Here is a 1229-nt window from a genome sequence, read left to right as displayed (position 1 = left end):
GACGGTTTGTCAACCTAAGTGCAACACTTCCTGCTCAAATGCTTCGTGAGCGGTTTTCCAGTCTAAACATTTTCTCGGACGTCCGTTGATGAGAGCCAGTGCTTGTTGGAGCTCTTCTTCGGTAAGCTGAGCTAAATCACTTGCTTTGGGAAAGAATTCTCGAAGGAGCCCATTCCCATTTTCATTACTGCCCCGCTGCCAGGACGAATAAGGATCCGCAAAATAAACATCAATGCTGCATTCCTGCTCGATTCTTGGGTAACAGGCAAATTCTTTTCCCCGATCGACGGTAGCCGTTTGAAAAGCTTGGTTTGGTAATGTTTCATGGAGCGTACGAATTGCTTTTTCCATAGAAGAGGCGGTGCGATCCGCCATTTTCAAAGCAATGTACCATCTGGTTTTTCGTTCAATAAAGGTCGCCAGACACCCTTTACTCCGTCCCCGGCTGGATACGACGGTGTCGAGTTCCCAGTGCCCGAATGTCTCCCGCTTTCGAATCTCTCTGGGACGCTTTTGAATCGATGTCCCCACATTAAATCGTCCTCTGGTTTCTTTGGGTTTCCGGCGTTTCCCTTTGTGTCGTAAAGCGTCCGTGTTCTTGGTGAGAAGCCCCTGGTAGAGCCACCGGTAAATTGTTTTAAAGCTCAGCGTGTCCTCTCCCAGGCGGTGGACAATCTGTTCCGGTGACCAGGTCAGGTCTAGCTTGTCATCAATCTTCTGAGCCAGGTCCTGCGTCCATTTGCCTTGAGGACGGCAGCGCTTCCGGCGGGTCTGGTAGTGACGGTGGGCGGCTTCGGAACAATAGGACTCGTCTGTCTCCTTGTTTCTATGGCACTCTCTGGATACCGTAGATGGACTCCGGTCGATCCTCGCGGCGATGGATCGAATGGAATAACCGAGTTCCTGCAGGGTTTCTATACGTGCGCGTTCAAATGTGCTAAGGTGTTGATAGCTCATGACAGCACCTCCGTGATTTGTTTGTGTGGTAACTAACATTTTACACGAAGCTGTCATGAGCTGCTTTTTTGGGGAGGGCTCTCCTTTCCCACCCTTATGGTTAAGCCGTTCAAAACGATCTATCGTCGCTTTGAACGCCGCTTCCAAGGGTGGGAAGCAGATAAGCCGTCAAGACCTTTCGCGGCATATCCTCGTTTCACTCCGGTATTCCACGATATCTTGACGCCTCCCCCAAAACTTAAAGAGTGTTGCACTTGATATTACAATCTGTC

1 protein-coding gene is annotated in these 1229 nt (G+C 50.0%); it reads right to left on the bottom strand.

All coding sequences use genetic code 11. The features are described 5' to 3' along the window. Positions 1-9: 9 nt before the first annotated feature. Complete coding sequence (locus BM058_RS17950; protein ID WP_090929177.1) at positions 10-957, bottom strand: IS30 family transposase; 948 nt, start codon at positions 955-957, stop codon at positions 10-12. Between the last annotated feature and the right edge of the window lie 272 nt (positions 958-1229).

Source organism: Salibacterium qingdaonense (genome assembly GCF_900114715.1).
Taxonomy (GTDB): domain Bacteria; phylum Bacillota; class Bacilli; order Bacillales; family Marinococcaceae; genus Salibacterium; species Salibacterium qingdaonense.
The sequence above is the reverse complement of the archived record's forward strand: the minus strand, read 5'-3'. Positions and strand labels throughout refer to the sequence as shown.

Bases quoted from the DNA above. Each gene is read 5' to 3' on its own strand.
- BM058_RS17950 (WP_090929177.1), bottom strand. From the start codon at position 957: ATGAGCTATCAACACCTTAGCACATTTGAACGCGCACGTATAGAAACC.